This is a genomic window from Flavobacterium sp. RSP46 (assembly GCF_003984825.1).
In the GTDB taxonomy this organism is placed as follows: domain Bacteria; phylum Bacteroidota; class Bacteroidia; order Flavobacteriales; family Flavobacteriaceae; genus Flavobacterium.
Map to the genome: position 1 here is coordinate 38,976 of NZ_RYDM01000007.1, position 23,721 is coordinate 62,696.

A 23,721-nucleotide genomic window follows, 5' to 3' on the forward strand; every position below is an offset into this window, starting at 1 on the left:
AAAAGTAAAAAAAGGCCATATTATTCCTTTGTGTGAAGGACTCGTATTTTAGGTTTTTATTGGTAAGGAATATGTCACGGATATTTCTATCACTATTGCTGTATTTGAGTTTGTCGATGAAGAGCTGGTTTTTCCTTGCGGATTGGCGTTGTATAAATAGTTAAAATAGTATATTTATAACTCAAAACTAAAACTAAGATTTTATGGAATTATCCTGGACTGAATTCGAAAAAGTAGAGATGCGTATAGGAACAATTCTGGCAGTGAATGATTTTCCCGAAGCGAGAAAACCAGCGTATCAGCTCACAATAGATTTTGGTTCCGAAATTGGAATCCGAAAAACATCCGCACAAATAACGAAACGGTACCGGAAAGAGGATTTGCTAGACCGACAGATTGTTGCCGTAGTCAATTTTCCTAAAAAACAAATTGGAAAATTTAGTAGTGAATGTTTAATTTTAGGAGCAGTTGGTCAGGAAGGGGACGTGATTTTACTGGCGCCGGATTTCAAAATTCAAAACGGATTGCGAATTGGCTAATTTGTGAAAGGAATTCTTGCAATCAACTGTAAATTAATTTTCTATAACAAAAAAGTCCAAAAATCAGATGGTTTTTGGACTTTTTTATTGGTAAGTAAGGAACTAAATATTAAATATCATCAAATTCTATATCGGTAAAAGTTGATGTTTGCGGTATGATTTCATCTTCTGATTTCTCAGAGGCATATTCTTTTTTGAAATCTTTTTGGTGTCTTTCTGATATTACTTCGTCGCCTTTGTGGTTCAAAACATAAGAAGTCATTTCGCCAAGAATTTCTGCAAAAGCAGCAAAATCTTCTTTGTATAAATAGATTTTATGTTTTTTGAAATGGAAAGATCCATCTTCTTCCGTAAATTTCTTGCTCTCAGTAATGGTAATGTAATAATCATCTGCTTTTGTCGCTCTCACATCAAAGAAATACGTTCTTCTTCCAGCTCTTAAAACTTTAGAAAATATCTCTTCTTTTTCTAACATGTCATGTTCTCTCATAATCCTTTCTGTCAATTTATGGTTGTTAACTAGTATCCAAAAATCTATAAAAAATATGTATTATACAACAATTATAGCATTTCTTTTTCTGAAAGTTGTTTCAAATACAAAGCAGCATAATACCCTTCTTGATTTATCAATTGATTATGAGAGCCTTGTTGGATAATTTGTCCTTTTTCGATAATGATAATTCGATCGGCATTTTTAGCTGATGATACGCGGTGACTCACTATAATAGTTGTTTTGTCCTTGCAGATTTCTTGCAAATTGTTTAATATCGCTTCTTCGGTCTCAGTATCCACTGCTGACAAGCAATCGTCCAAAAGTAAAATAGGGGGATTCTTAATAATTGCTCTGGCAATGGAAACTCTTTGTTTTTGACCTCCGGAAAGTGTAATTCCTCTTTCGCCCAGAACCGTTTCGTATTGTTTGTTGAAGCCCATAATGTTGTCATGTACCACAGCACTTTTGGCAGCAGATTTCACTTCCTCTTCTGAAGCATTTTCTTTCCCAAACATAATATTATTCTTGATACTGTCCGAAAACAAAAAGGCATCTTGTGGCACAATACCAATGCTGTTGCGTAAATCAAACAGATTAATGGTGCTTATTTCATTTCCGTCAATATTTATTTTCCCGGCTGTAACATCATACATTCTGGAAATCAACGATAAAATAGTCGATTTTCCGGAACCTGTTTTTCCTAAAATGGCTAAGGTTTCTCCTTTTTTTACTGTGAACGAAATATTTTGTAACGCTTTGATGTTAGTGTCCTCGTAGGTATAACTTACGTTTTCAAAAGAAATAGAACCTTCAATTATGGATTTGTTTTCGTTTTTGTTTTTTATCTCGGGTTCAATTTTTAAAAATTCATTTAACCTTTTTTGAGAGGCTTCGGCCTCCTGAACCATTGACGAAACCCAACCTAGTGAAGCCACGGGCCAGGTCAGCATGTTGACATATAGGATGAATTCAGCGATGGTTCCAATGCTTTTGATCGTTCCATCAATGTACATCAGACCTCCAAAATAGATGACCACTAAGTTACTGATTCCTATAAGGGCAAGCATTAATGGTCCAAATAAAGATTGTACTTTGGCTAAATTCAAGCTTTTGCTTTTGCTCTCATGGGCTAAATTCACCATGTTTTTTTGGTGTTGATCTTCTAATGAATATGCTTTGATCACTCGGATTCCTGAAAATATCTCCTGCGAAAAACTAGAAACTTTAGATAAATATTGTTGAAAAATGGTGCTTCTTACGTTGATTTCGGAACTAAGTTTAAAAATGGCATAGGACAATAGCGGCAAAGGCAGCAAGGTATACAGAGTCAATCTTGGCGATACGTTATACATATACACAATTACAATAGCAAAACGAATTACGGTATTTATAGTATACATCACCGCAGGACCTACATACATTCGGACCTTGGATACATCTTCGCTGATTCGGTTCATCAAATCGCCGGTACGATTTTGTTTGTAAAAATTTTGAGATAAATTCTCATATTGCCGAAACACTTCGTTTTTTAGATCAAATTCGATGTGGCGCGACATCACGATTAGGGTTTGTCTCATCAAAAAAGTAAGAAAACCAGCAATGATTGTTGTGGCAATAATTAGTAAAATATTCGCAACTAATTCCTCGTGAATGACTGATTTGGCTACGGTTTTATCTTTGGCGAAAGCCTCAATTACCTTAAAAGACTTGCTGATCAGCTTGGGTGTAAAAAGCATAAAGATCTGTGCAATAATGGTAAAAACAATCCCCAGTAAAAAACTGTATTTGTATTTGACGAAATATTTATTTAAATAACGTAATTCTTTCATTTTTATGATATTCTATGTTGAAATAGTTTTATTGATGGTGTAAAATTTTTCTTTTAGTAATTTTAATAATAATTTTTCGATTGTGTAAATTGCTGAATAAACAATTTTTATATAAGATGTTACCGCATATTTATTTTTTGTGTAATTTTGGATCGTCTTTTTGACAAATTCATAATTTTATCATTATAAAAATTTCACACTATGAATGCAGCTTTCACTACTGTAAAGGAACTTCAAAAAATGGATCCCGTTTTTGGTCAATTATCATTTGATGATCATGAACAAATTGTATTTTGCAACGACAAAGATACAGGTTTAAAAGCAATTATTGGTATTCATAATTCGGTTATGGGTCCTGCTTTGGGTGGTACGCGGATGTATAATTACGCGAATGAATGGGAAGCCCTAAACGACGTACTGCGACTTTCACGCGGAATGACTTTTAAAGCAGCAATTACAGGATTGAATATTGGTGGCGGTAAAGCGGTGATTATTGGCGATGCCAAAACACAAAAAACCCCGGAGTTGATGCGTAAATTTGGTGAATTCGTACATTCTTTAAGCGGACGATATATTACTGCTGAAGATGTGGGAATGGAAACTAAAGATATGGATACCGTAAGAGATGTAACGCCGTATGTTACTGGAATTTCTGAATCAAGAGGTGGTTCCGGAAACCCATCACCTGTTACGGCTTACGGAGTATATTTAGGCATGAAAGCGGCTGCAAAACAACAATTTGGGTCGGATGTTTTGAGTGGTAAGAAAGTATTGGTACAAGGAATTGGTCACGTTGGCGAAACATTAGTTGATTACTTGACTAAAGAAGGAGCTATTGTCACCATTGCTGATATCAATGAAGAAAAACTGAATGAAGTAGGAGCGAAGTACCATGCAGCAATTTTCAGAGGAGACGATTTGTACAGTGCTGATGTTGATATTTACGCGCCTTGTGCCATGGGAGCAACTTTAAATGACAATACTGTTTATAAAATTAAAGCCAAAGTTATTGCAGGAGCTGCTAATAATCAATTAGCGGATGAGAATGTTCACGGAGCAATTCTGCAAGAAAGAGGCATTTTATATGCGCCTGATTTTTTGATTAATGCCGGAGGAATTATTAATGTGTATGCTGAATTAGCACATTATGACAAAGCGGAGATCATGCGTAAAACAGAAAATATTTACAACACAACCTTAGAAATATTTGATTTTGCCCTTGCAAACAACATGACAACGCATCATGCGGCTTTGACGATTGCTCAAAATCGCATCTATCAAAGAAAAATAGAAAACAATAAAAAGTAGTTTTCAAGGCTCAGTTTTCAGTATTCAGCGAACATTTTTGTACCATTCACTGAATACTGTTGATTGAATGCAATAAAATAACCGATTATATATTTTATTTTAAAAAATGAAATACTTATTTTTGCACCCTAATTAATAAAAGTTCTTACAAGGTGGTAAATAGAAGACACATTCGCGTCAAGGTTATGCAATCCATTTATGCGATGCATCAAAGCGGTTCAGATAATCTGGAAAAAGAAGAAAAATTCCTTTTTTACAGTATCGACAATATTCAAGATTTATATCTTATAATGCTTTCTTCGCTGATTGAAATTTGCAAAACAGAAACTATTTTTTTGCATAAATCCAGTTTGAAACATCTTGCAACTCCTGAGGAACGTAAACCAAACGAAAAATTCATCAAAAATAGAATTTTTCAAATTCTTTCCGAAAATAATTCATTAAGTATCGCGCTGGAAAACCGTAAAATCAATAATTGGACGTTAAACGACGATTATATTTTATTGCTTTTGAATGATATTAAAGCCAGCACGTTGTATGCACAATACATGAATAATGCGGTGAACACCTTTGAGGAAGATCGACAGTTTATTGTTGATTTATTCATGGATGTAATTGTGCCTAACGAGAAATTGTATGAGTATCTGGAAGATGACAAATTGACTTGGGTGGATGATATTCCGTTAGTAAACACACATATTATCAAGCAATTGAAGGTAATCAAATCTGGTGAAGATGATAATTTCAGAGTGCCAAAGTTATATAAAGACAATGAAGATAAGGATTTCGTGAAAGACTTGTTCCGAAAAACAGTCTTGAATGAAACGGAATTAGCCAAGGAATACGTGGATAAAACGCCCAACTGGGACAGTGATAGGATTGCCGAAATAGATACTATCATTCTAAAAATGGCAATTTGTGAGTTCTTGAAATTCCCGTCTATTCCCGTAAAAGTAACTCTTAACGAATATTTAGAGGTTGCCAAAGAATATTCTACTCCAAAAAGTAGTATTTTTATCAACGGAATTTTAGACAATTTAGTAAAAGAGCTTCAGACCAGCAAAAGAATTATTAAAGCCGGTCGTGGTTTAATGTAATAATTAAAAAATAAAAGTATTATGCAAGAATTTTTGAAGTATTCTCCTTATCTGCTAATGTTTGTGGTGATCTATTTCTTCATGATCAGACCGCAACAAAAAAGAGCGAAAAATGAAAAAGAATTTGAAAGCACACTTAAAGTAGGTGATAAAATTATCACCAAAAGTGGTCTTCACGGAAAAGTTTCTGAACTAGCGGATACAACGGTTGTTGTAGAGACGATGTCAGGAAAATTAAAAATGGAGCGTTCTGCTATTTCTATGGAAATGAGTGCAGTATTGAACAAAAAATAATTTTTGATTTAAGGAATTAAAAAAGTCCCATCCAGTTTCGGATTGGGACTTTTTTGGATAAAAAATAATCGGATTATTTTTTGCTTTTCTTTGCTTTCTTTGCTTTTTTAGATTTTGCTTTGGCTTTCTTGGCTTTTATCTTGGCTTTTACTTTTGCTTTTTTTGCTTTATCCTTTTTTGCTTTTTTTTCCTTTTTTGCTTTCGCTTTCGCTTTTTGCTTTGCTTTCTCTTTTGCGTCAGCTTTTTTAGCCTTTTTCTTGTCTTTGTCTTTCATGTCTTTGTCTTTTATTTTTAACTTCTTTTTAAGATCTTTTGTATCGTCCTTTTTATTTAGAACTTCCACAGTTGTATCGTCTTTGTCTTCTACTGAAATTTCTATGGTTTCTTCTATTGTTTCAGTTATTACTACTTCATTAAGTGGGACTATAGTTTCTTCAGAAGGTTGGATAACTTTGTTTTTGGGTGCCCTTACGGGTTTATCAATTTCAGGTTTTACGGAAGTAGGTACTGTAGGATTTTCTTTTTTTTGTATCATAGTGTGTATTATTAGTGTCGTTTTTGATTTTATTAAAAACTTAAAAAAAATGGCTCAATGTTAATAAATGGTTAAGTAATTGTTAGCAAATATAGTGATTTAATTTATTTTCGAATGTTAAGCTTTTCAATATTCTAAATTGGAAGTTTCAAGTATACCAGAAATAGAGGTAGGAGACAATTGTTGATGAAAGACTATAAGTAAGATTTTAGGGAGATTTACTCTGAATGATTTGTAGTGAATGTTCTTTTCTTAGTGTTTTTTAAATTAAAAAGTCCCACTCTGAGTTCTTAGAAATGGGACTTAATGTCATCCATATTTGTCATTAAGACTAATATTTTCTGATAGTATTCGTATTCTTTTTTCAATACCGGAACGTTTAATTTCGTCTCGTTTTGCTGTTTCAAGATATGCTAAGAATTCGTATTGTTTGCAAGGATAGAATTTCTGAAATACTGCTGCTAATTCTGTTGTGGCAATAATTAATTTGAGAAATTATAATTAGGCATACCAATTATTATTTTTATCCCAAGAATAGGTATTGATTTTTGAATATTCTAAATTAGGCTTATTTTATAATTGAATCTCCTAATGCTGTTAGCTCAGCAATTTTCACGATTACTTCAACTGCTTTTTGCATGCTTTCAGCAGGAACGTATTCGTATTTTCCGTGAAAGTTGTGTCCTCCTGCAAATATATTAGGACATGGTAATCCTTTATAGGATAATTGTGAACCGTCTGTTCCACCACGAATAGGCTTAATAAGCGGTTTGATTCCTATTTCTTTCATTGCTTTTTCAGCAATATCTACAATGTGTTTTACAGGCAGAACCTTTTCTTTCATGTTGTAATATTGATCTTTAATCTCAGTGATAACTATGTCTTCACCAAATTGTTTTGCAAATTTCTTATTGATTTTTCGAACAATTTTCTCGATTAATTCTTTACGCCTTTCGAACTTTTTCTTGTTATGATCCCGAATAATAAGTTCTAAAACGGTTTCTTCGATGCTTCCTGTTATGTGATGTACGTGAAAGAAACCTTCGTATCCTTTAGTTTCTTCAGGTGTTTCTCCGGAGGGGAGTTCATTGATAAAATCATTGGCAATCAGCATAGAGTTGATCATTTTCCCTTTGGCATAACCAGGATGTACGCTTTTGCCTTTGAAATTGATTTTGGCACTAGCTGCATTAAAATTTTCATACTCTAATTCGCCTACCTGGCTACCATCCATAGTATACGCCCATTCAGCTCCAAATTTATCTACATCAAAATGGTGGGCACCACGACCAATTTCTTCGTCTGGTGTGAAGCCAATTCGTATTTTTCCGTGTTTGATTTCCGGGTTATTGATCAGAAACTCCATTGCGGTAACAATCTCTGTAATTCCGGCTTTGTCATCAGCTCCTAGTAATGTTGTGCCATCTGTAGTGATTAGTGTTTGTCCTTTATACTGCAGTAAATCTTTGAAATAACTCGGGGATAATACAATGTTTTTATCTGCATTTAATACAATATCTTTTCCATCATAATTGCGCACAATTTGAGGTTTTACATTGGCTCCACAAAAATCCGGAGAAGTGTCAAAATGAGAAATAAACCCTATGATTGGCACTTCATGAGCCACATTACTGGGCAAAGTAGCCATAATATATGATTTGTCATCTATTGTTACGTCTTGCATTCCTATAGCTTTTAATTCGTCAACCAGTTTATGGGCTAAAGTCCATTGTTTTGGGGTGCTTGGAGTAGTTTCTGAGTTTGAATCAGATTCGGTATCAATAATTACATAACTGATAAAACGGTCTATGATATGTTGCATTTTTCTTTGTTTTATGCAAATATAATCATTTTTTAAGGAGCATTTTTAAGTAAATGTTGGTGTGAATTTTGTTTGATTTAATCTTTTGAAATAACAATGCCTGCACTATTATTTTTGTGTCGGTATAGGCAAATAATTAACGATTACATTTTTGCCATTGGTATATCAGCGTTAAAACAATCGCGGAAAAGTTTCCATTTTCCATTTTTTTTGTCCAAAGTCCCAGTGATTTTCCTCTATCAATATAGGTACTATTTTTATATAAAAGTTGGTGATTCCGTCTTTTATTAAACCACTAAAAATAGGAATTAGATTTTTTCGGACTACTATTGCTTTACTGTCGGGCATCATGAATTAAAAGCATTACAATTTGTAATTCCTGCCGAGTCACCATTTTTAAGCGCATTCATAAACACGATATTTTGTGTTGCTATTTCTTTTTTGGCTGTAGCCAAATAAAATGCAGAGTCACCTGCTTTTTTGGGAGAATCACAGCTTATCGTCAGAAAAGGTAAAATAGAGGTGTTAAGAACCAATAATTTTCTAAAATTGAATAGTTTTTTCATGGATTTTTTTATGATTAATACTCATATAAAAATTGATTGTTTATTTTTATTGATCAGTACCTCTAATACGCGTTGTACTCCCGGATATTTTTAGTAATCAAAATGATTTATATAAATTATTTTCTAAATATTTATTTATCGGTTAGATAATTCTATTTTTGTACTCCATAACAACGCACCCATGTACAAATTACTTTTACGTCCCATACTTTTTTGGTTTGATCCTGAAAAAGTGCACTATTTTACTTTTTCATTAATTCACTTTTTGTCTAAAATCCCAGGGTTTTCTTCTCTTTTTAAATTGCTTTATGAAGTCAAGGATCCCCGATTAGAAACAGAAGTTTTTGGACTAAAATTTAAAAATCCCGTAGGACTTGCGGCTGGATTTGATAAAGACGCCAAGTTGTATAAAGAATTGTCCAGCTTTGGTTTTGGTTTTATCGAAATAGGAACACTTACCCCCAAAGGGCAGGAGGGAAACCCTAAAAAACGCTTGTTTCGTTTGAAAGAAGACAGCGCTATTATTAACCGAATGGGTTTCAACAACAGTGGAGTTCAAGAAGCGGTGGAACGATTAAAAGAAAATAAAGGTATTTTGATAGGTGGAAACATTGGAAAAAATAAGTTGACACCAAACGAAGAAGCGACTTCAGATTATGAAATATGTTTTGACGCTTTATATGATTATGTAGACTATTTTGTAGTGAATGTGAGTTCGCCAAACACGCCAAATCTCCGTGCTTTGCAAGACAAAGAGCCATTGACGCAACTGTTGCAAACGTTGCAGAATAAGAATTTGGCAAAGCCAAAGCCAAAGCCAATTCTACTGAAAATTGCTCCTGATTTGACAGATGAGCAGTTACTTGACATTATTGCTATTATAAAGGAAACTAAAATAGCGGGCGTTATTGCTACTAATACTACAATTTCCCGTGAAGGATTGCAATCCGAAAATAAAGCCGAATTAGGGGGTTTGTCAGGAAAACCATTATCAAAACGGTCTACTGAAGTAATCCGTTTTTTAGCTGAGAAAAGCAATAAAGCCTTCCCGATTATTGGAGTAGGTGGAATTCATTCAGCCGAAGATGCAATAGAAAAATTAGACGCCGGTGCAAGTTTAATTCAGTTGTATACCGGTTTTATTTATGAAGGACCAGCTTTAGTGAAAGCCATAAATATGAAAATTTTAGAAAAATTCTAATATCCCATATTGTACTAAAAGCCCTGTCAATAAAGCAATTCCAAAACTTAATAAGGTTCCGATAAGAACATATTCAGTAAGTTTTCGGTCCTTGGCTTCTTTTAAATCTCCAAAACGAAAGATAGATTTTGCAGCCAATAGAAAACCGATGGCTTCAAAATGGGCACTAATTACAAAGTAAAAGACAAATAAGCGTTCTAATATTCCAATATAATTTCCAGCATTGGATAGAGAATCATCGTTTTTTTTGTTTTCTGGAGTCCAAATCGAAATGATATTTTTTATCAGTATCGATGTAGGTTGTGTCAGTAAAAGTATTCCGGTTGCAAAGATCCAAAATTGATTGTCAAATGATGCAAAATCGATACGTTCGTTATTGTAAAATAGTGTAATTGCTATGAGCACGATAAGATGTAAAAGTTGGTCAATTATGAACCAATTGCGTTTTGTTTTGTCTTTTTGAACGTGTAATTTCATAAAATCAATTCCTCCATGTGTTACCGCTAGTACAGTCGCAAACTAAACAAAATTAGTCTTACCAATTAAAATCCAAGCCAGAAAAAAGTGAATAAACGTGTGGATATAAAGATAAATACTTTTATGTTTCCTGTTTTCTTAATCTAAAACCCAAGATGTGAGTTGCAACAAAAAATCACCAAGTAAATGGGCCAATAGTAGTTTTACAAAAATAATCATACACGGGGGTTTTTAATTTTTTTCCGAAAATGATTATCTAATTCCAATACCAAATCAAATTGTGCTCGTTTTCGTCTCCGACTTACAGCGGCTTGATTGATACCTAATTTCGTGCCTATTTCTTCTTGAGAAAGCATTTTGTTTGCCATAGAAACCACAATAAATTCAGCCGATTGCGCCAGCCAATTGTCCATAAAGGTCAATCCTAAACGCAGCATTAAATTTATTTCAGTATCTAAATCGCTAGTGCCGGAATTAATGGCTAAGGTCGTTTTTAGTTTTTTTAAAGTTTCAAAAAGTTCCCCCGATCGAACGAATGCAGTTCCGTTACTTTCGGAAATTGTTGCTCCAGAATAGGTTTTATCACCAAAACCAATACTCATTCTCGCATCGAGTTTCAGCGTTTTTAGATACGCCTTAATTTGTAAAGCTGTGAGTAGTGCTTCTTCAGGATTTGTAATTTCTATTTGAAATTCGTCACCCCGATAAATTTCCCATTCACTCGGATTTTTACCTTTGGTATTCAATAGCTCTTTCAAGCCGTCAATCCATATTGCAGAAGGTAGTTGTCTCGAATTAATAATGTCTCCTGTGATTATACTTATCATATTTCAACTGTAATTAAAAAATCAAATTCAATTTCAAAAGGTTAGAATTAAATTATTACCAAATTACGTAATATTTTAATTTATTACCAAAATAGGTAATAATGTCAATTTTAGAAATTTTAAAAATCATAATTTAATAATCTTAATTGTTTTTCTATCTTTGGCTTTCTATGGAACCAATAAAAATTATAGAATGTCCACGGGATGCCATGCAAGGCATCAAGCCCTTTATTCCTACGTCAAGAAAAGTGACTTATATTCAGTCTTTGTTGCGTGTGGGTTTTGATACTATAGATTTTGGAAGCTTTGTTTCACCAAAAGCAATTCCGCAAATGCAGGATACAGCAGAAGTTCTGGCACAACTTGATTTATCTCAAACCAAAAGCAAATTATTGGCTATTATTGCCAATACACAAGGAGCAACTCTTGCGGCTGTTCATCCTGAAATACGCTATTTGGGCTTCCCATTTTCGATTTCTGAGAATTTCCAAATGCGGAATACCCACAAAACCATAGCTGAATCGTTAATTACCTTACAAGAAATTCTTGAAATTGCAGCTAAAAGCAACAAAGAAGTCGTGGCGTATTTATCAATGGGTTTTGGAAATCCTTATGGTGATCCATGGAACGTTGAAATTGTTGGTGAATGGACTCAAAAATTGGCCAGTATGGGAGTCAAAATCCTGTCGCTTTCGGACACAGTAGGAAGTTCTGCCCCTGATGTAATCTCGTATTTGTTTTCAAATTTAATTCCACAATATCCAGAAATAGAATTTGGTGCACACCTCCATACCACACCTGATAAATGGTTTGAGAAAATTGATGCCGCTTATAAAGCAGGATGCCGTCGTTTTGATGGTGCCATTCAGGGTTTTGGAGGTTGTCCGATGGCTACTGATGATCTGACTGGGAACATGCCCACGGAGAAATTATTATCATATTTTACTGCCCAAAAAGAATATACGAATATGAGTCCAATGAGTTTTGAAAGTACTTATAATGAGGCTTCTAAGTTGTTTGGAGAGTTTCACTAGAAATAAAAGAAAGGAAACCGTGTGGAACTCTTTTATTTTGGCAATAATAAGTTTATCATTGATGCGTTAAGTATACGAATCAAATTTTTTTCTTTAACGTATCATACCATGAGACTACTGGCTTTCAATAGAGTTATAGGAATACTAATATTGTTGTTGTTCTCTTTTTCATGCGCGAGTGATTTAGATTATGATCAGGTGAACACTTTAAAGTTAGAGCCTGTTTTTGTATCTAATTTAGCATATTTTGATATTCCGGCAAAAGATTTTGTCACCAATGGAGTAGAGCAAATCGTGATCTATGATGCACCCGTATTGGATGTGTTTAATGATGATTTTTTTAGACAGCGATTAAAAAAAGTGGAACTTTCATTTGAAATGGAAAACACCATTAGTAGAGCATATTCAGTGGATCTAGTGTTTTTGGACAAAAATTACCAACGCGTTCACGCTATAAATTTTACTGTTCCGGCTTATACCGGTTCGGAAAACAAAATGACTAAGACAGAAACTTTCGAAAACTCCCAGCTTGATTTATTAAAAAGAACTACCAGAATTGCTTTTACACTGACAATGTCGCCTGGTGCACCATTGAACGAGGATAGTGCTGGGAGTTTGAAACTGCGTTCAGGTGCAACCGCTTATTTAGTGCTGGAATGAGAAAAGTAATCTTAATTTTTATTTTATTTCTAGCTGTAGATTGCTTTTCGCAAAACAAACAAATTTTATATAATTTCACCTCAGTTCCTCAGTCTTTGATGACTAATCCGGGAGCAGATTTCAAATATAATTGGTATTTTGGAGTTCCTTTATTGTCCGGAATTTCTGCAAATGTAGGCTCAAGCGGATTTTCGGCGTATGATTTATTTGCGGATAACGGAGTCGATTTTAATGTAAAATTACGCAATGCAGTATTCTCATCTTCTAGAAAAGACAGGGTAGCAATCAATGAACAAATAGAACTTTTTAACGGAGGTTTTAAAATCAAAGGAGAACAAAATGATTCTTATATTTCGTTTGGGATGTATCAGGAATTTGATATGTTAAGTTATGTTCCTAAAGACATTGCCATTTTAGCTTTAGACGGAAATGAAGGTTATCTGGGTAAAGTTTTTAATTTAGGAGATCTGAATGTCAAAGCAGAATTGCTAACGGTATTTCATGTTGGATTTCATAAAAACATCAATGAAAAGTTTATTTTAGGAGTACGAGGTAAAATTTATTCGAGTATTTACAATGCTAATTCTACCAAGAACTCAGGCTACATTTACACTATTCCTTCCACTACAGGAGCCTATGAACAGATAATTTATTCACAATTACAACTCAATACGTCTGGAATTGCTCAATATAATGATGAGAATTACGAACCTAATGTGGCGAAAGACATTACTAAAAGAGCTTTTTTAGGAGGTAATTTAGGACTGGGATTTGATGCTGGTTTTACCTATTATCCAAAGAAAAACATACAGCTTACGGCCAGTGTTATTGATGTGGGTTTTATTAAACACAGCAAAGAAGTAGAGAGTTTAACATACAAAGGAACCTATAAGTATGAAGGTGTGATTCCGAATTTCAGCTCCGGTAATTCACCAGGAAACGGATACAAGGAATTCAATGATGCCATTCCTTTGGACACCTTATATGCGGATTATACAACTTGGCGCCCGGCAAAATTCAATACTTCGGTTCAGTATTCGTTTGACGAAGAAAGACCAGAAGATTGCAATTGTCTTAATTATGATCCGGAAACTATTTATAAAAGTGCAGTTGGCGCCCAATTATTTGTTATGTCTACACCACGAACTCCACTAGTCGCTTTTACCACCTATTACAGGCGAAAACTCTTCAAGGCATTGCAAATGAAAGCCACGTACACCATAGATTCGTATTCGTATAAGAATATAGGATTGGGATTGTCCAGTCATTTTGGACCAGTAAATTTCTATATTCTTGCTGATAATCTTTTGGAATACCGCGATGTTACCAAGGCAAATAGTCTTTCTTTTCAACTGGGGTTAAATGTTATTTTCAAAAACAGTAAAAGATAAAGTACTATCTAACATTACTTCGTTAGTTTTTAAGTTGCTATTTTTTCATAATTCAAGAGTTGCCGAATGATTGCCCTATTTTATGCCTAGTTGCGTTTTGTTGCCAACAACTATTTCCTCGCTTGAAATTTCAATGATTTAGCCGTTGCAAATGACTTTGCTTTTGGGTCGGGATAATTTTTTAAGGCTTCAATTGCTGTTCTGCTTTTGGATTCCGGATACAGTGAAATAGTTGAAACTAATACAATTGCTACACTCATCAAAATTCAGTTTCCATAATCACTAATAATGAAATAAGCACTAGTTGCGGAGAGTAATAGTAAGAACATTAGTTCCTTTACCATTTCGAATAGGGATTTCAAGAACTGATTTTTATCCTGATTGACTATTGCATTCGAGCCAAATTTTGTTCTCGAAAGTAAAACGGCTTTATTAGAAAGTCCTTTTAATTGGTGTGGGTTTTTGTCATAGCAAAATAAATTAAACCGATTTTCTGGATTGGAAACCAAGGTGTATTTTAGAACCAAAGAATTGACTTTGAACGGCAATTTAATTATTTATTGGAAAATGATAGCGATTTTTTGCTTAAAATTATCTATATTTGCACGCAATTAAACTCCAACTACAATTGCAATGATCGCACACAACTCTAAGATTATCGGTGAAGGATTAACTTACGATGATGTTCTATTAGTTCCCAACTACTCAAATGTGCTTCCTCGCGAAGTGAGTATTCAATCCAAATTTTCAAGAAATATAACGTTAAATGTTCCTATTGTATCCGCTGCTATGGATACCGTAACCGAAAGCGCGATGGCAATTGCGATGGCTCAAGAAGGCGGAATAGGCGTTTTGCATAAAAATATGACCATCGAACAGCAAGCTGCGAAAGTTAGAAAAGTAAAACGAGCCGAATCCGGTATGATTATCGATCCCGTTACTTTGCCATTAACTTCAACAGTAGCAGATGCCAAAAATGCCATGAAAGAATTTGGTATTGGAGGTATTCCAATTGTAGATGAAAATCAAATATTAAAAGGAATCGTTACCAATAGAGATTTACGTTTTGAAAAAAATAGTTCAAGACCTATTGTTGAGGTTATGACCAGTGAAAACTTAGTAACTGTTGCCGAAGGTACATCTCTGGAACAAGCAGAAGTAGTTTTGCAAGGTCATAAAATTGAAAAACTTCCAGTAGTAAATGCTGATTATAAATTAGTGGGCCTGATTACCTTTAGAGACATCACTAAATTGACTCAAAAGCCAAATGCAAACAAAGACAAATACGGACGTTTACGTGTAGCTGCTGCGTTAGGTGTAACTGCCGATGCTGTTGAAAGGGCTACTGCTTTGGTTAATGCCGGAGTAGATGCAGTTATTATCGATACCGCTCATGGACATACGAAAGGAGTTGTCGATGTACTAAAATTAGTTAAAGCGAAATTCCCTAACTTAGACGTTATTGTTGGTAATATTGCCACTGCTGAAGCAGCTAAATATCTAGTTGAGAATGGTGCAGATGGAGTAAAAGTAGGGATTGGTCCAGGGTCTATTTGTACGACTCGTATTGTAGCAGGCGTTGGTTTTCCTCAGTTTTCAGCTGTTCTTGAAGTAGCTGCGGCGATCAAAGGTTCTGGAGTTCCAGTTATTGCTGATGGTGGAATTCGTTACACTGGAGATATTCCAAAAGCTATTGCTGCAGGAGCTGATTGTGTAATGTTAGGATCATTATTAGCAGGTACCATGGAATCTCCAGGAGAAACTATTATTTTCGAAGGCAGAAAATTTAAGTCGTACCGTGGAATGGGTTCTGTTGAAGCAATGCAAGAAGGTTCTAAAGACCGTTATTTTCAAGATGTAGAAGATGATGTAAAAAAGCTGGTTCCGGAAGGAATTGTAGGAAGGGTTCCCTACAAAGGGGAATTGAACGAAAGCATGCAACAATTTATTGGTGGTCTTCGTGCCGGAATGGGGTATTGTGGCTCTAAAGACATTCCAACTTTACAGGAAACCGGTCGTTTTGTTCGCATAACAGCTAGCGGAATCAATGAAAGTCACCCTCATAATGTAACCATTACAAAAGAAGCTCCTAATTATTCAAGATAATTTTTAGTTTTTTTAAACAATAAAAAAGGCATAATTAATTCCGCTTAAGGTCTTAATTATGTCTTTTTTCAGTTTTCGGAAAATCGTTATTCTGTAGTATCTGCTAAGTTGTTTTTCAAATGCTCGCTGTCCCAACTGTGATTGGTGGCTGCAACTTGGGAATAAATATCACTTTTCAACAATTGTTCCTGTAATTCAATTTCTTCTTTTACGGTGATCAGATAGGCCATTTTATCATGACGTTTTTCCGCCAATTTTCGGGTGGTAATTTCATCATATTTTATAAATTGCTGCCCTTGTCTGGTAGCGGTATATTTTCTGTGACCTAATTCTACTAAGGCATCTACCCCCATATTGACCGCACTGTATAACGTTTCCCGATAAATGTGTTCTACTTTATGGTCAATTAATTCATAGGCATCAATTCGGTTTCGGGCACGAGTTAAGATCTTTAAATTTGGGAAGTGTTTTTTTAAGGTTTCAATTACTTGCAAATTTACCGTAGGATTATCAATGGCAGCAATAAAAAGTTTGGCAGTATCACAACCTGCAGCTTTCAATAATTCTAAACGAGTGGCATCTCCATAATATACTTTGAATCCCATTTTTCGTAATACATCTATTCGATCAGAATCATAATCTAGGATCGTTGATTTTACGTTATTGGCTCTTAATAGGCGTCCAACTGTACTCCCAAAATGACCAAAACCAGCTATGATTACAGGATTGTCTTCATCAATATAATCACTGTCTTTTTTTGTTTCCTTTTCTTGAAATTTTGAATTAGGATAAATTAAGCGTTCATTTATTAACAGCAAAAAAGGTGTTGCTATCATACTCATAGCAATAACAGCCATGATTTGATTGGCCAAAATGTTAGGAATGATGTTTAGCTGCATAGAGAAGCTCATGATTACAAAACCAAATTCTCCTGCCTGACTTAACCCAAAAGCAAATAATAGGTTTTGGTCTATTTTCTTTTTATGAAAGCGGCTGATTATAAATAAAACGAAAAACTTAACCAAAGTAAGAATAGCTCCAAAAACAAATATGAAAAGGGGATTGTCAAGAATCAGTTTAAAGTTTATCGATGCGCCTACTCCAAGAAAAAAAAGACCAAGCAGTAATCCTTTAAACGGAGCAATATCCCCTTCCAGCTCATGACGAAATTCAGAGTTGGCCAGTACGACTCCAGCCATAAATGCTCCTAGAGCGGGACTTAACCCAACCAGCTGCATCAAATAAGAAACGCCTACAACTAATAACAATGCCGATGCGGTGAACAATTCCTGCAACCGAGTTTTGGCGATAATATGCAATAGCGGAACAAATAAAAAGCGGCCTGCAAAATATATTGTTGATATACATCCGATGACTATTAAAGTTTGCAACCAGCTGGAGAAACCTGTAATTAGGGATTGTTGAATTTCATTTGTAGTTTCTAGATTTACGGTAGATAAAAGCGGCAAAAATGCTAAAATCGGAATTACGGCGATGTCCTGAAAAAGAAGAACAGCAAATGACGAACGTCCCACGGAAGTATTAGATAATCCTTTTTCTTTTAAAGTTTGCAATACAATGGCCGTAGAGGATAATGCGAGCGCTAAGGAAACGGCCAGTGTGGTTTCCCATTTCCAATCCATAAAATAAAGACATCCAAAAAATAAAAGAAGCGTTGTTCCAACTAATTGTGCGGAACCCATTCCAATAATAAATTTCCTCATTTTCCAAAACTTACTGGGTTCCAGTTCTAAACCAATTAAAAACAACATCATCACAACGCCAAATTCAGCAAAATGCATAATATCCTGGCCTTCCTGACCAATAAACCCCATTACATAAGGGCCTATTATTATGCCGGCAAATAAATAGCCTAAAATAGAACTTAATCCTAATTTTTTAGCAATAGGAACACAAATAACGGCAGCTGATAAATAAATAATAGCCTGAAGTAAAAAATTGGTATCCATGTTATTGTTGTATTGTGGCAAACCATTCGTTCAAATAATGGTACTGCAAAAGTACTTCCGTATCTAAATTATTGTTGTTTATGTAATCTAGAAAATGGCCATACATTAAACCGTTTTGTTTATAATCATCTTTGGACATATTGTGTGTGCCATGCACAACAAAAGGGGGTAAGTAAATCATGTTGCATACTTTTGCGGTTTGGTTAAACGGCTCGAGCAATTCGGGAATACTGTACCGTTCACTGCCGGTTTTGCAATAATTTTCTTTGTCTCCGCCGGTAGTAATTACTTGAAAAATAATTTTATCTTGCAAGGCTTTTCCTTTTTTTCCGTATGCCCAGTTGTGTTCCAGTACCATATCAATCCATTGTTTCATCAATGGCGGACAACTATACCAGTACATGGGATGATGCCAAATGATGATGTCATGCTGACTTAACAAAACCTGTTCGTGTTTTACATCAATATCAAAATCAGGATACTCTTCGTATAAATCATGGAAAGTTATGTTTTCTGATTCTGGAATATTTTCCACCAAGGCTTTATTTGCGTGCGATTTCTCGTAAAGTGGATGGGAAAATAGGATTAATATTTTGTTTTTTGACATAAAATGGTTTGATGCTTTTTTTAAATAAAAACAGTTCATATTATTGATATACACTATTGTACGTGCTTTTGTAAGTCAATTTAAAGGTATGAAATATTGGTTAATTCTAATGCTGTAAATCAATTCAAAACGATTTATTGTTTTGACAAATAGTAAATTCAGTCCAAATAAAAGGTTAGGTTTATTTCTATTGGGTTTAATTAAAATGTATTTTGAGTTGTAATAATTCAGTCAAAACGGGGATGAAATTACAATTACTGATACATTATAAGAGTTCTAATTTTTGAATAAAGTGATTAGTAATTTTTTATTTCCCACTAACCATAGGATATCATTTTTTTTTAAAATCATACTCGACTCAGGGTTTAGTATTCTTTTTCCATTTCTTTCAATTCCTACAATCAACCCATGTGTTTTTTCACGTAATTGGGAATCTCGGATATTTTTACCAATAAACTCTTCATCTTTAAGTTCTAATTGTTTTAAAATAATATCGGTATCAGTAACTTTTTCTGGAATTTCAATTTCATTTTGATGCAAATAGGATTTAAAATCCTTGACTTGGTTGTCTGTTCCTATGACACAAATTTCATCTCCTGGAAATAAACGTTCGTTTTTATTGGGGATGTTAATCATTATTTCACCGCGTCTGATGAAGGCAATATTAATGCCTAAAAGTTCTCGAATGCGTAATTCCTCTAATGTTTTTCCTGCAATATTTGAAGTTTTGGCAATATCAAAATTAGTCATGTGTCCGTCCCAAGGGGTTAAATCACTTCGGCTTCTAATTGCCTTTTTGATTTCTCGTGCATTTAAATTTTTCAGAAAGTGATCTTCTATTTTATGATATTGTGCATTTAATTTTTTTGGAAAAACAAAATAGATAACAACAGCTGCTATTAAAGCTATAAAGGCGATTACTGGAGAGAAAAAGATATTTAATAAAAAGCCAATATAAAATAGGGTTAAAACCATTCGTAATAAAATCATCATAATGATGGGCCCACGATATTTACGTTCCTCTCTTAAAAGGGCTACTTCTTTTACAGCAACACGCCGTATGGATAGAGCCCATAAAAAAGGGGATAGTATTACTAAAGTAATTAATGCCCCAAATATGTTTGTAAATTGGGATCCTTCCACTAAAGGTAAAATATATTTAGAGGAAAGTAAAATGACAGCCACTATAATTACAGAATGGATAATTACTTGTGTTAGAAAAGCGCGTACGACTATTTGCCAGTTGCTTACCAGTTTTATAGATTGTGCATTGGCACTGTAGCGCTCAATTTTTTTAATCCATTTTCGGGGTAATTTTTTTTCTAGATATACTGAAAAAGGAGTAGAAAATTTCACCATAAAAGGTGTGGTAAAAGTTGTCACTGCTGAAACGGCCACTACTATAGGATATAGAAAATCACTGGTTACATTTAATGTCATCCCTAATGTAGCAATGATAAAGGAGAATTCCCCAATTTGCGATAAACTCATTCCGGTTTGTACCGATTGCTTCAATGGTTGTCCTGAAAGTAAAGCCCCAATGGTTGAACTTATAGATTGTCCTATAATTACGACGAATGTTAAAATGGCAACAGGAAACGCATATTCATATAACGTATCTAGATTAATTAGCATGCCAACGGATACAAAAAAAACGGCTCCAAAAAGGTCTTTTACAGGTTTAACTAAATGTTCGATATGTTCTGCCTGGGTAGTTTCTGCAATGATGGAACCCATGATAAAAGCACCTAAAGCAGGAGAAAAACCAACATTGGCAGCAAGTATGACCATCATTAAGCATAATGCGAGTGAAATGATCAACAGCATTTCGTCTGTTAAGATACTTTTTGCTTTTTTAAGTAAAGTAGGAATGAAAAAGATGCCTCCAACAAACCAAATAGTCAAGAAAAAAATGAGTTTAAAAACGGATAATAACAATTCACTTCCTGAAAACTGTTGGCTCACTGCTATTGTAGAAAGCAAAACCATCATTAAAATGGCTATGATATCTTGAACGATAAGAGAACCGATAACTATTCCAGCAAATTTTTGAGTTTTAACTCCCAGTTCATCAAACGTTTTTAGTATTATAGTAGTGGAGGAAATAGAAAGGATCACTCCTAAAAAAATAGAGTCCATAGGTTTCCAACCAATCCAATTGCCTACTAAATACCCTATAGAAACCATCGTAATAATTTGTGTTACAGCAGTTATCGATGCGGTTCCGCCTACTTTCATCAGTTTTTTAAAGCTGAATTCCAGTCCCAAACTAAACAATAAAAATATTACTCCAATTTCTGCCCAAACTTCTACACTTTTTAGATCTGTTACAGAGGGGAAAAAATCAAAATGGTTTCCAGCTAAAAATCCTGCGATCAGATAACCTAAAACAAGTGGCTGTTTTATTTTTTTAAATAATAAAACGGCAACTGCAGCTGTCATCAGAATTAATCCTAAATCACTAATTAAAGGTTGTAAGTGGTGTGATGCATTTGCTACTGTTTCTACTGTATCCATGGGAGTTTACTTATACTATACTATTTTTAGGTATCTCGGTAAGATATAAAAAAACTTTAATTTACAATGTGTAATTTTTGTAAAACACTATTTTTATGATTTTTTTAGCAATAAAAAACCCGTTGAAAAGAATTTTTATCTCCTTTACAACGGGATCTTATACTTTTTAATAATTTCTTAAAATTTATATTCCCAAAAAATTACTAGGAGTTATTTGCATTAATTCAGCTTTAATGGCATCCGAAACTTCAAGTGTTGCTATAAAACCGTGAATCGCTTTTTTATCAATAGCTTCATTGGTTCTGGTCAATCCTTTTAATGCTTCATACGGATTAGGATATCCTTCACGACGCAAAATTGTTTGAATTGCCTCGGCAACTACAGCCCAGTTTTTTTCTAAATCTTCGTGGAATTTTGGCTCATTCAATAACAATTTGTTCAAGCCTTTCAAAGTAGCTTCAAAAGCGATTAACGTATGTCCTATTGGTACACCAATATTTCTCAAAACGGTACTGTCCGTTAAATCACGTTGCAATCTAGACAAAGGTAATTTAGCTGATAAATGTTCGAAAATCGCATTGGCCATTCCTAAATTTCCTTCTGAATTTTCAAAATCAATAGGATTAACTTTGTGTGGCATAGCTGAAGAACCTATTTCTCCCGCTTTGATTTTTTGCTTAAAATATTCCATCGAAACATACGTCCAAATGTCTCGGTCCAAATCAATGATGATTGTATTTATTCTTTTCAACGCATCAAAAAATGCAGCAAAATGATCGTAATGTTCAATTTGAGTAGTAGGGAAGGAGTGGTGTAAACCAAGGTTGTCCTCCACAAATTTCCCTCCAAATTTTCTCCAGTCAATTTGAGGATACGCCACATGATGCGCATTGTAATTTCCAGTTGCTCCGCCAAATTTAGCTGCAAAAGGAATATTAAACAACAAACGCATTTGTTCTTCCAGACGTTCTACAAAAACACCAATTTCTTTACCCAAACGAGTAGGTGAAGCCGGTTGTCCGTGGGTACGGGCAAGCATTGGAATATCGCGCCATTCGACACTTAAATCTTTTAATTTTGATGTCAAAGTGATCAAGGAAGGCATGTATACTTTCTCGAAAGCTTCTTTTGTCGAAAGCGGAATCGCCGTGTTATTAATATCTTGAGATGTTAATCCAAAGTGAATAAACTCTTTATATTGGGATAAGCCTAGTTTTTCAAAAGCATCTTTGATGAAATATTCTACCGCTTTTACGTCGTGGTTGGTTACTTTCTCCGTCTCTTTGATCCAAAGGGCATCTTCAGTAGAGAAGTTTTTATAAATATTACGTAAACTGTCGAATACATCTGGGTTTACGGTTGCAAGTTGAGGCAAAGGTACTTCGCACAAAGCAATGAAATATTCAATTTCAACCAATACACGGTATTTGATTAAGGCTTCTTCAGAGAAAAATGGAGCCAGCGAAATAGTCTTGTTTCTATATCTTCCATCAATAGGAGAAATAGCATTCAATTCGTTTAAAGTAGTCATTGTTTTGTTGTTTGTTCGAAAGGCGCAAATATAACCCTTTCGTGACAAAATAGAAAACGAATGGTTTTTAAATAAAGCCGATTAGCTTCTTTTTTAGTATTTTCATTCCTTCTGATGCCACTTCAGGAATCACATCTAATGGATTTCGGAGATTTGGAATTTTTATGGGTTTTGGATCAATATAAAAAATAGGTGTTTCGCGGGCTGTAAAATCGATTAATCCGGCTGCAGGATACACTTGCAAAGATGTCCCAATCACCGCAAAATAATCTGCACCTTCACTAATTCTAATGGCTTGATCAAGTGCTGGAACTTCCTCGCCAAACCAAACAATATGTGGACGCAATTGATTTTTATTTTCATCGCAATCGCCAAAATTCAAATCGTCCTGCCAATCCAGAATGTAATTTGGGTTTTTGGTACTTCTTACTTTCAACAATTCGCCGTGCAAATGCAACACATTCGTGCTTCCGGCGCGTTCGTGTAAATCATCTACATTTTGTGTGATGATGAAAACATCAAATTCATTTTCTAATTCAGCCAGAATTTGGTGGCCTAAATTAGGGTGTACTTCCTTGAGTTGTTTTCGTCTTTGATTATAAAAATCCAGCACCAAAGCCGGGTTTTTATGCCAACCTTCTGGAGTGGCCACATCCAGCACATTATGCCCTTCCCAAAGTCCGTCGCTATCCCGAAAGGTTTTGATGCCACTTTCGGCACTAATCCCCGCTCCTGTCAAAACCACTAATTTCTTTTTCATTTTATATCAATTTGGGCGTGACCACAAGGGTCGGGCTTTCAGCTTTATCTTTTTGGCTAAAAAGCCCAAAAAGGATACCGCCTCTATCCCTCACGCAAATTCCGCAATCATTTATAATTCAGCTTTTATGGAACAATCCCAAAAGCAGCTGTCAGAA

General features: G+C 34.6%; 23 protein-coding genes and 1 pseudogene. 9 read left to right on the top strand and 15 right to left on the bottom strand.

The window, feature by feature from the left end:
- The first annotated feature begins 203 nt into the window (after positions 1 to 203).
- The gene (locus EKM01_RS11445; protein WP_126460231.1) at positions 204 to 539 is read left to right on the top strand and encodes a tRNA-binding protein; all 336 of its coding nucleotides are present in this window, start codon (positions 204 to 206) and stop codon (positions 537 to 539) included.
- Positions 540 to 648: 109 nt separating this feature from the next.
- Here the strand turns inward: EKM01_RS11445 and EKM01_RS11450 are convergent, their stop codons facing one another.
- Together EKM01_RS11450 and EKM01_RS11455 are read right to left on the bottom strand one after the other, a co-directional pair.
- Positions 649 to 1,029 (bottom strand): PUR family DNA/RNA-binding protein, encoded by a 381-nt coding sequence (locus EKM01_RS11450; protein ID WP_126460233.1) that lies wholly within the window; start codon positions 1,027 to 1,029, stop codon positions 649 to 651.
- A 71-nt stretch (positions 1,030 to 1,100) separates the two neighbouring features.
- On the bottom strand, positions 1,101 to 2,861 hold the full coding sequence (locus tag EKM01_RS11455; RefSeq protein WP_126561946.1) for an ABC transporter ATP-binding protein: 1,761 nt from the start codon (positions 2,859 to 2,861) through the stop codon (positions 1,101 to 1,103).
- A 201-nt stretch (positions 2,862 to 3,062) separates the two neighbouring features.
- Here EKM01_RS11455 and EKM01_RS11460 point away from each other — a divergent pair, with 201 nt between their 5' ends.
- From EKM01_RS11460 to yajC, 3 genes are all read left to right on the top strand, one after another.
- Complete coding sequence (locus EKM01_RS11460; protein ID WP_126460240.1) at positions 3,063 to 4,169, top strand: Glu/Leu/Phe/Val dehydrogenase; 1,107 nt, start codon at positions 3,063 to 3,065, stop codon at positions 4,167 to 4,169.
- A 185-nt stretch (positions 4,170 to 4,354) separates the two neighbouring features.
- Positions 4,355 to 5,266, top strand: a complete 912-nt coding sequence (nusB, locus tag EKM01_RS11465) for a transcription antitermination factor NusB (RefSeq protein WP_126564486.1) — start codon at positions 4,355 to 4,357, stop codon at positions 5,264 to 5,266.
- 21 nt (positions 5,267 to 5,287) lie between these two features.
- Positions 5,288 to 5,560, top strand: coding sequence for a preprotein translocase subunit YajC (gene yajC, locus EKM01_RS11470; protein WP_126740512.1), 273 nt, complete (start codon positions 5,288 to 5,290; stop codon positions 5,558 to 5,560).
- A gap of 73 nt (positions 5,561 to 5,633) precedes the next feature.
- Here the strand turns inward: yajC and EKM01_RS11475 are convergent, their stop codons facing one another.
- The 4 genes from EKM01_RS11475 to EKM01_RS11490 form a co-directional block, all read right to left on the bottom strand.
- Complete coding sequence (locus tag EKM01_RS11475; protein WP_126768427.1) at positions 5,634 to 6,095, bottom strand: hypothetical protein; 462 nt, start codon at positions 6,093 to 6,095, stop codon at positions 5,634 to 5,636.
- A gap of 309 nt (positions 6,096 to 6,404) precedes the next feature.
- On the bottom strand, positions 6,405 to 6,578 hold the full coding sequence (locus EKM01_RS15005) for a YdeI/OmpD-associated family protein (RefSeq protein WP_126460868.1): 174 nt from the start codon (positions 6,576 to 6,578) through the stop codon (positions 6,405 to 6,407).
- An 85-nt stretch (positions 6,579 to 6,663) separates the two neighbouring features.
- Positions 6,664 to 7,917 (bottom strand): peptidase T, encoded by a 1,254-nt coding sequence (gene pepT / locus EKM01_RS11485; RefSeq protein ID WP_126768430.1) that lies wholly within the window; start codon positions 7,915 to 7,917, stop codon positions 6,664 to 6,666.
- Between the two features lie 347 nt (positions 7,918 to 8,264).
- Positions 8,265 to 8,483, bottom strand: coding sequence for a hypothetical protein (locus tag EKM01_RS11490; protein WP_126568782.1), 219 nt, complete (start codon positions 8,481 to 8,483; stop codon positions 8,265 to 8,267).
- 181 nt (positions 8,484 to 8,664) lie between these two features.
- On the opposite strand from EKM01_RS11490, the gene EKM01_RS11495 reads away from it, so the two are divergent.
- Positions 8,665 to 9,684: a quinone-dependent dihydroorotate dehydrogenase gene (locus tag EKM01_RS11495; protein WP_126768433.1), complete on the top strand. Its 1,020-nt coding sequence runs from the start codon at positions 8,665 to 8,667 to the stop codon at positions 9,682 to 9,684.
- Here the strand turns inward: EKM01_RS11495 and EKM01_RS11500 are convergent.
- A pseudogene (locus tag EKM01_RS11500) lies at positions 9,670 to 10,380 on the bottom strand (DUF3307 domain-containing protein). The gene EKM01_RS11495 and the pseudogene EKM01_RS11500 overlap by 15 nt on opposite strands.
- The gene (locus EKM01_RS11505) at positions 10,377 to 10,988 is read right to left on the bottom strand and encodes a hypothetical protein (RefSeq protein ID WP_126744644.1); all 612 of its coding nucleotides are present in this window, start codon (positions 10,986 to 10,988) and stop codon (positions 10,377 to 10,379) included. The pseudogene EKM01_RS11500 and the gene EKM01_RS11505 overlap by 4 nt, the downstream one beginning before the upstream one ends.
- 170 nt (positions 10,989 to 11,158) lie before the next feature.
- On the opposite strand from EKM01_RS11505, the gene EKM01_RS11510 reads away from it, so the two are divergent.
- The 3 genes from EKM01_RS11510 to EKM01_RS11520 all read left to right on the top strand — a co-directional run bounded on the left by EKM01_RS11510 (position 11,159) and on the right by EKM01_RS11520 (position 14,073).
- Positions 11,159 to 12,022, top strand: a complete 864-nt coding sequence (locus EKM01_RS11510; RefSeq protein ID WP_126561942.1) for a hydroxymethylglutaryl-CoA lyase — start codon at positions 11,159 to 11,161, stop codon at positions 12,020 to 12,022.
- Between the two features lie 108 nt (positions 12,023 to 12,130).
- On the top strand, positions 12,131 to 12,682 hold the full coding sequence (locus EKM01_RS11515; protein ID WP_126768436.1) for a hypothetical protein: 552 nt from the start codon (positions 12,131 to 12,133) through the stop codon (positions 12,680 to 12,682).
- Entirely contained in the window at positions 12,679 to 14,073 is a 1,395-nt protein-coding gene (locus tag EKM01_RS11520; protein WP_126768439.1) for a DUF5723 family protein, read from the top strand. Before EKM01_RS11515 ends, EKM01_RS11520 begins: the two co-directional genes overlap by 4 nt.
- Positions 14,074 to 14,183: 110 nt before the next feature.
- Here the strand turns inward: EKM01_RS11520 and EKM01_RS14590 are convergent, their stop codons facing one another.
- Positions 14,184 to 14,333, bottom strand: coding sequence for a hypothetical protein (locus EKM01_RS14590; RefSeq protein WP_158614884.1), 150 nt, complete (start codon positions 14,331 to 14,333; stop codon positions 14,184 to 14,186).
- A gap of 6 nt (positions 14,334 to 14,339) precedes the next feature.
- Positions 14,340 to 14,621 (bottom strand): cation-transporting P-type ATPase, encoded by a 282-nt coding sequence (locus EKM01_RS11525; RefSeq protein WP_158616099.1) that lies wholly within the window; start codon positions 14,619 to 14,621, stop codon positions 14,340 to 14,342.
- Positions 14,622 to 14,706: 85 nt separating this feature from the next.
- On the opposite strand from EKM01_RS11525, the gene guaB reads away from it, so the two are divergent.
- Positions 14,707 to 16,179, top strand: a complete 1,473-nt coding sequence (gene guaB / locus EKM01_RS11530; protein ID WP_126454571.1) for an IMP dehydrogenase — start codon at positions 14,707 to 14,709, stop codon at positions 16,177 to 16,179.
- A gap of 86 nt (positions 16,180 to 16,265) precedes the next feature.
- Here the strand turns inward: guaB and EKM01_RS11535 are convergent, their stop codons facing one another.
- The 5 genes from EKM01_RS11535 to EKM01_RS11555 form a co-directional block, all read right to left on the bottom strand.
- On the bottom strand, positions 16,266 to 18,149 hold the full coding sequence (locus EKM01_RS11535; protein WP_126460265.1) for a monovalent cation:proton antiporter-2 (CPA2) family protein: 1,884 nt from the start codon (positions 18,147 to 18,149) through the stop codon (positions 16,266 to 16,268).
- Position 18,150: 1 nt separating this feature from the next.
- The gene (locus EKM01_RS11540) at positions 18,151 to 18,756 is read right to left on the bottom strand and encodes an NAD(P)H-dependent oxidoreductase (protein ID WP_126456328.1); all 606 of its coding nucleotides are present in this window, start codon (positions 18,754 to 18,756) and stop codon (positions 18,151 to 18,153) included.
- A 276-nt stretch (positions 18,757 to 19,032) separates the two neighbouring features.
- Entirely contained in the window at positions 19,033 to 21,273 is a 2,241-nt protein-coding gene (locus EKM01_RS11545; protein WP_126768444.1) for a cation:proton antiporter, read from the bottom strand.
- A 184-nt stretch (positions 21,274 to 21,457) separates the two neighbouring features.
- Complete coding sequence (gene purB, locus EKM01_RS11550) at positions 21,458 to 22,804, bottom strand: adenylosuccinate lyase (RefSeq protein WP_126768447.1); 1,347 nt, start codon at positions 22,802 to 22,804, stop codon at positions 21,458 to 21,460.
- A 67-nt stretch (positions 22,805 to 22,871) separates the two neighbouring features.
- Complete coding sequence (locus tag EKM01_RS11555) at positions 22,872 to 23,564, bottom strand: NAD-dependent deacylase (protein ID WP_126768454.1); 693 nt, start codon at positions 23,562 to 23,564, stop codon at positions 22,872 to 22,874.
- Positions 23,565 to 23,721 lie beyond the last annotated feature (157 nt).